This is a genomic window from Lactobacillus gallinarum (assembly GCF_002160635.1).
Taxonomy (GTDB): Bacteria; Bacillota; Bacilli; order Lactobacillales; family Lactobacillaceae; genus Lactobacillus; species Lactobacillus gallinarum.
Genome location: NZ_NFKZ01000004.1, coordinates 96,816 through 103,644 on the forward strand (window position 1 = coordinate 96,816; position 6,829 = coordinate 103,644).

Genomic DNA, 6,829 nt, shown 5'->3' on the forward strand with positions numbered 1-6,829 from the left:
GACTTCCTTTATTTAAAAATCGTCATCATCATCGTCTTCTTCAGTATACAATCCTTCACGCAAATCGTGATTCAAAAAGTTTTGTGATTGGCGAATTTGTTCTTTAATCCATGATAATAATTCTATTAAGTTCACACTTAATTCTGGCCAATTTTCATTTTGGGCTAGAGTAATAGCCTTAGTAATAAAAAGAATTTGCGTATCAAAGTCTTTTACTAATGTAAATAATTGATCGTTACCCTTTTCGTATTTTGTAGCTCCATTTTCTTCGAGCATAGTATATTCTTTAAATTGGTCGGTGGTTGTAGGAATACTTTCGCCATTATTTACCAAAATTTGGTTTAATTTGTTGAACTCTGTTTGTTCGTATTCAATCCATTTAGGAGCATATTGACATAAAAATAAACTAGCATTACCTTTGGTAAAGAATTTAGCTTGGCTAATTTTTAAGGAGTGAATTAATAAGTTAGCAATGATATGACCAACCATTGCTCCGACCGTGGGAGTGTGATGGTCTATTTAACTTTGCTTTAGTTCTGATTGGTATGCTTCTTCTGAATTCATTTAATTAATCTCCTTTTCTTTAATGTCCATAACTTCATAACCCATTTTTTCGATAGCATTCTTCACATCATCTGTGTTGGTCTTGTTTGAATCCATTACAAACTTTAATTTGCCAGCGTTGAACAAAACCTTAATTTGATCAGTGCCATTAACGTTTTCAACAGCTTTTTCAATTTTGGTTAAACAAGATGGACAAGTCATGCCACCTAACTTCATCATTACTTTTTGCATAAATATCTTCCTTTCATCATTACATATTAAATTCTAAATCTTTTTTCTTCTTAGAAACTTGACGGTCATCAAGTTTTTAATAATTTTTAATTAAGCGCATCCCATTTAAGATAACGACTAAAATACTAAATTCATGGATAAACATGCCACTAGCCATTTCAACATAACCCGCAAACAATCCAACGAACAATAGCAGTACGGTTAATAATGCAATTGCAATGTTTTCATTCATGTTCAAGACAGTTCGCTTAGAAATTGCTAAGGCATAGTCAATTTTACGTAAGTCATTTTTCACCAAAACAATATCTGCCACGTCAATTGCTACATCGGTACCACTACCGATAGCAATAGCAACGTCAGCATTAGCTAGGGCAGGACTATCATTGACTCCGTCACCAATAAAAGCTATATGATGACCATTTGCTTGTTCGTTTTTAATAAATTGCGCTTTATCTGCAGGTAACATTTGTCCATGTACTTCATCAATTGGCAACTCTGCCGCAATTTGTTTTGCTGTTTCTTGATTATCGCCTAAGAGCATCACTAGTTTTTTAATCCCAAGTTGTTTTAATTTAAGCAATGCAGCTTTAGATTCTGGTCGAAGTCGGTCCTTAATGCCAAAGACTGCTAACATACTTTGATCAGTGTTAGAAAAAATGACAATAGAGTTACCTAAATTGCTTAATTTATTAACTACTTTAGTTAGTTTTGCATTAACAAAAGTATGCTCTTCAATTAATGCTAAATTACCTAAATAGTATTTATCGTTTTCTAAAGTAGCAGAAATTCCTTTTCCTTTAATTGTATTAGTAGTAATATGATCTATCTTTTCATCAGCTAATTTAGCAATTGCTTTTGCTAATGGGTGGTTACTTCGAGCTTCAATACTTACAGCTAAATTAATAATTTCTCTTCTATCACCATTTAGAATATGAATTTCATGTTTTCCTCCTATTCCAGCTTAAGCCCAGCGCTTTCAACGGCCTTTTGTAAAACTTGCATTACTTCGTCACTATGGTTGAGCATTTTTTTGCATTTGGACATGTCATGTTTTTCTATCATCCGGTTAAATTCTTTAAACTCCTCAAACATTCGATGAGGATATACTTTCTTATCAATATGTTGTAGTTTTTCACTGTTATGGTAAATATCAAATGAATCCATGACATTAGCTGGTCCATTAACTACAATTGTTTCATTTTCTCCTTCGATAGTTGAAGTTACAGGTGCTCCTGAATCTTTTGCTGCAATTGATAAAATCACCATAATCCAGTAGCAAAATACCAGATGTATCAACATCACGTTGAATATTGGCTAAATATTCAACTGATTTTGGCATCCCGAAAAGTCCCACTATAAAGTGAATATTATAAATGTTCAGATCCATCAGAGCACCACCACCCTTTTTAGGGTCAAATACTGGTAAAATTTTTCCCTCTTTAAAAGCATTGTAACGGTGAAAATTATTGTGAGTAATTCATGGACACAATTCTAATTAGACCTAGAATCAGGCAATCTATCTTTTAATCCTTGATAGTTTGTTAAATATTGATTGGTAATTGCTTCAGCTAGAATTAGATCTTTTTCTAATGCCAACTGTTTTAATTTCTTAAATTCATCGTATTTAACAGTGAATGGCTTTTCACAAATCACATTTTTATTAGCTAATAATGCTTGTTTGACAAATGAGTAGTGCAGGAAGTTAGGTACGGCTACATATACTGTATCAGCATTTGTTTCCCTTAAAGCAGTTGCATAATCAGTATAAATATTTTGAATATTATATTGTTTAGCTAATTCTTTCATAGTAGTTAAATCGTTTTCTGTACCAGCAATTCCAGTTAATTCCACTTTTGACAAATCCTTAGTTATTTGAAGCCAATCTTGTACAATAAAGCCGGCACCAGCAATTAAAAGTTTCATTTTTAGTATGATCAATATTCAAAAATTAAGCAAACAAAAAACTACAGAACCTATCTGCATAAGTCTGTAGTTCTATTATTTTAAAGCATATTATGTTTTTTCATTCTTTCCTCGAAAATGCCGTTAACAAGTTTAGTCATTTTTTGCTTTTGTTCATCACTAGGATCCTTTTCAAAAGCAGCATATAAATCAGGATATTCTTTAGCGATTAATTTACAAGTATTATTAGTTGCATGTTTACGAAAAATAGCAGGAATTTTTTTCAAGTATTCAGGTTTCACTAAAGTAATGATTTTTTCGTTAGTTGTCATTTCTTTCAACTCCTATAATTTAACTAAAGCTATTTTAGCTGAAGAAATTAGCTTTTACAAGCTTACTAAAAGTTAGTTTACATAATTTTAAATATTATTAGTTCTTGTAATCTTCACCATAGATATATCGATGCAATTTTAAATATTGCTCACTTAGTCTTTTTTCATTGGCGTTATCTTTAGGATAGTAATATCTTTTTCCTTCCAAACCTTGAGGCATGTAATTTTGCTTTGCAATCTGATGTGGTTCAGCAAATGGGCTTTTAATCAAACCACCACCGGTAATTTCTTCAGAATGCTTATAATGCATGTCACGTAACCCTCGAGGCATGGGGTGTTGACTAGGATGTTCAGTGTCTTTGTCTAACTTATCCCAAACTTCATCAAAAGAACCAGATTTTGGTGAAATGCACATCAACATAGTGGCAAATATCAAAGGATACTTCGCTTTAGGCATCCCCACCTTTTCCGCCTGATTAGCAGCCGTAACTATTTGAGTAACCTGTTGCGGATTGGCCAAACCAATATAAGTATATGGAATTTCTCTTAACCGGCGGACAACAGATGGCAAGTCTCCATTTTTCAATAAAACTGCTAAATAATAAAGTGCAGCATCTGTATCTGAACCAGCCATAGAGTCTGAATAGGCAGCTAAATAGTCGTAATGTTTAGTTGCCTTTTTGTCATAGCTAAAATTCTGTCCTTTAGCAAAGTTTTTAACATCTTGAACAGTTAATTCTTCAGGATTAATTGCATGAACTGTTTCTAATATATTTAACGCAACACGTAGATCACCATCTGCTGCAATAGCTATTAATTTCAATGCATCCGTTTCAATCTGTTCATCTTTCAATTTGAGAACTTCTGTTGTGGCACGTTTTAAAACTATCTCAATATCTTGATCGCTTAATGCTTTAAATTCAAAAATCTGACAACGAGAACGTACAGCTGGAACTATTGACATAATCGGATTTTCAGTTGTAGCGCCGACAAGCAGAATATGACCATTTTCTAAATATGGCAAAAGAAAATCCTGTAGGTTTTTAGTCATTCGATGAATCTCGTCAATAAGCAAAACAAAGGGCTGATAAGGATAAGTTTTGATAAATTGATCTAATTTAGCTTTATTGTCGATTGAGGCATTAAATTTTGCTAAAGGATAATCAAATTGCTTAGCTATGATTTGGGCTAAACTAGATTTTCCAGTACCTGGTGGTCCCCATAAAATTAGAGAAATATTGACTTTTTGTTCAATAATTCGACGAAGAGGTTTTCCTTTACCAAGAAAATCTTGTTGGCCTACCATATCATTCAGTGTTTGCGGTCGCATTTTATCTGCCAGAGGTGTTCTGAAAGACATTATTTCCACCACAATTTAATTAAAGCTTGTGTGCCATCATTACCTAGTTTTTTGTCATCAACTAAAACTTTATATAAATGTTTTGCCTCTTTGGTTGAAGGTAAGTCTAAGTTCATCTTTTCTGCTTCTTCGAGAGCAATACGTAAGTCTTTCAAAAAATGTTTGGCAAAAAAGCCAGGGGTATAGTCACCTTTTAGTATACGTGGACCATAAGATCCTAGACTAAAGTTTTCTGCAGCACCAGATTGTAGTGTTTGACAAACCTGTTCCAAGTTAAGTCTAGCAGCTTTTGCATAAACAAGCATCTCCGTCATACCAGTCATAGTTCCGGCAATCATAATTTGGTTAGCCATCTTAGCATGTTGACCGCTACCGTAGGGACCGAAGTATTTCAATTTACTTGAAAAGGTCATGAAGATATCACGTAATTGATCAAGATCTTCTTCATGTCCACCAATCATGACTGTTAATGTCCCCTTTTTGGCGCCAATATCACCACCAGAAACAGGTGCATCAAAAATATGAATCCTCTTATCTTCACCAGTTTGACCAATCTTTTGGGCTAAGCTTGGTTTACTGGTGGTCATGTCAATGATGTACTGCCCTGCTTGGGCTGTTTCGAAAATCCCATTTTCTCCAAAATAAATGTTCTCAACATCTTGTGGAAAGCCTACCATCGTGAATAAAACATCTACCTGATTAGTTAATTCGGCAGGATTGTCTGCCCACTTGGCTCCATTATCCAAGACAGGTTGAGCGTGAGCCTTAGTTCTGTTGTAAACTGTGACGTCATAATTATTCTTTAGCAAATTATTAATAATGCCAGTCCCCATTACGCCAGTACCAATAAATCCAATTTTCATTACTGTATTTTCCTTTAATTTTTATAATAATTAACTAACCAAATAATGAAGTTAATAATAATCGTTAATATCCAAATTGATGATAGAACTGCTCCAATAATAATTAAAACAAAGGCCAATTGCTCATTTCCATTTTTGGAATATAGAATAACTCCCCAAGCTGAAAAAGCCACACTAGCAATAATTATGATCCATTCAAGAATATGATACGATGTAGAATCTGTCTTCATCTGGACATAATCATCACGTTCATCATCATCGTCAATAGTACCAATATCTTTCATTAGATAGTAATTACCCAAGGTTACCAAAATCAAAATTACTAACCAAACTAAATCTTTGATAGTGTGACCTCGCCCATTAAAAATATCATTATATAAATCAACCATGTCTATAATAGTTATGATCAGAAAGAATACTGTACTTATAGTGTATTTAGTTTTTCTCTTTTTATCATTCTTCTTCATTTTCACCAAACTCCTTCAAGCAAAATAAAGTTTCAATATCTGTCCCAAATAATTTAGCCAGTTTATAAGCTAAAACAATGGAAGGCTTATATTTCCCTTTCTCCACTGAAATAATTGTGCGCTCTGTCACGCGCACCTTTTCGGCAACCTCCCGTTGTGTCATTTTATTTTCTTTTCGATATTGTTTAACTAGATTTGGAATTTTGATCACTCCCTAAAACATGAAATCTACTTCATGTAGTTTACTTCATATTGTAACAATTTTTGCCCAATTTACAATAAAATAGAAGTAACGAAATGAGGTTTTATGATGAAAAAAATTAATTTAATGAAAAACGCCCGAAAATCCCCGTATTTTAATGCGGGGATGGATAGGGCTTGCCGCCAGAAATGGCATTGTAGATCTGGTCATTAATGTATTTTTCTACTACTTCTTTAGACATATTTCCTACCGTGCCAAAGTAATAGCTGGGTGACCATAAATGTCCGCCCCACATCTTGTTTTGCTTAATTTCAGGATGATTCTTGAAGAATAAAAAAGCACTTCTTCCTTTGAGTGCTTTGACTACGCTTGAACCTGATTTTGATGGTCTAAAGCTGATAAGCAAATAAATATGTTCAGGCATTATTTCCATTTTTTCAATTTTGATTTGATTATCTTCAGCTATTTGCTTGAGCAAGTCTCGCATTTCTTGAGCCAAGTCTTGGTTAGTAAAGATTTGATTGCGGTATTTAGTACACCAAATTAGATGATAGTGTGCATTATAGACGTAGTGTTTTTCATAGCCTGCGTCTTTTATTTTGTCTCTTTTATAATTCATAGTCCAATATCCTTTTATCTATTACATATCTGTTTACTGTGGATTATAAGATATACATAGGCTATAATCAAATTACAATAATACGAGGAGGTGAAATCATGAAAAGAATGAGCAGCTTAGCCTATCATTTTGGTGTTAAGCTTTGCTTTTATCCTAGTTCTAAGCAAAATAAAATCATTAAGTTGAACTATGATGCGCAACGCTTTGTCTACAACTCTTATGTAGGACGCAATCGAAGCAATTATCATGCTAAGCACTACTTAGCTGTTAGACAATATCAAGCAATGCC

General features: G+C 33.5%; 9 protein-coding genes and 2 pseudogenes. 1 reads left to right on the plus strand and 10 read right to left on the minus strand.

Annotated features, from left to right (window positions below; all coding sequences use genetic code 11):
• Positions 1-12 precede the first annotated feature (12 nt).
• From B5E95_RS03075 to tnpA, 10 genes and pseudogenes are all read right to left on the minus strand, one after another.
• Complete coding sequence (locus tag B5E95_RS03075) at positions 13-519, minus strand: DNA-binding protein (RefSeq protein WP_239442307.1); 507 nt, start codon at positions 517-519, stop codon at positions 13-15.
• A 45-nt stretch (positions 520-564) separates the two neighbouring features.
• Positions 565-795, minus strand: a complete 231-nt coding sequence (locus tag B5E95_RS03080) for a heavy-metal-associated domain-containing protein (protein ID WP_025006081.1) — start codon at positions 793-795, stop codon at positions 565-567.
• Between the two features lie 76 nt (positions 796-871).
• Positions 872-1,732: pseudogene (locus B5E95_RS03085) on the minus strand (HAD-IC family P-type ATPase); the annotation flags it as partial.
• 14 nt (positions 1,733-1,746) lie between these two features.
• Positions 1,747-2,718: pseudogene (locus B5E95_RS03090) on the minus strand (Gfo/Idh/MocA family protein).
• Positions 2,719-2,798: 80 nt separating this feature from the next.
• The gene (locus B5E95_RS03095; RefSeq protein WP_087176336.1) at positions 2,799-3,029 is read right to left on the minus strand and encodes a hypothetical protein; all 231 of its coding nucleotides are present in this window, start codon (positions 3,027-3,029) and stop codon (positions 2,799-2,801) included.
• A 97-nt stretch (positions 3,030-3,126) separates the two neighbouring features.
• The gene (locus B5E95_RS03100) at positions 3,127-4,389 is read right to left on the minus strand and encodes a replication-associated recombination protein A (protein WP_087176335.1); all 1,263 of its coding nucleotides are present in this window, start codon (positions 4,387-4,389) and stop codon (positions 3,127-3,129) included.
• Entirely contained in the window at positions 4,389-5,252 is an 864-nt protein-coding gene (locus tag B5E95_RS03105) for an NAD(P)-dependent oxidoreductase (protein ID WP_087176334.1), read from the minus strand. The genes B5E95_RS03100 and B5E95_RS03105 overlap by 1 nt, the downstream gene beginning before the upstream one ends.
• A gap of 14 nt (positions 5,253-5,266) precedes the next feature.
• Complete coding sequence (locus B5E95_RS03110; protein WP_087176333.1) at positions 5,267-5,719, minus strand: hypothetical protein; 453 nt, start codon at positions 5,717-5,719, stop codon at positions 5,267-5,269.
• The gene (locus tag B5E95_RS03115; protein ID WP_087176359.1) at positions 5,706-5,921 is read right to left on the minus strand and encodes a helix-turn-helix transcriptional regulator; all 216 of its coding nucleotides are present in this window, start codon (positions 5,919-5,921) and stop codon (positions 5,706-5,708) included. Before B5E95_RS03115 ends, B5E95_RS03110 begins: the two co-directional genes overlap by 14 nt.
• Before the next feature lie 154 nt (positions 5,922-6,075).
• Positions 6,076-6,540: an IS200/IS605 family transposase gene (gene tnpA / locus B5E95_RS03120; RefSeq protein WP_087176332.1), complete on the minus strand. Its 465-nt coding sequence runs from the start codon at positions 6,538-6,540 to the stop codon at positions 6,076-6,078.
• 98 nt (positions 6,541-6,638) lie between these two features.
• On the opposite strand from tnpA, the gene B5E95_RS03125 reads away from it, so the two are divergent.
• Positions 6,639-6,829 (plus strand): helix-turn-helix domain-containing protein (locus B5E95_RS03125; protein WP_162606869.1); only part of this gene is annotated, 191 nt, incomplete at its 3' end.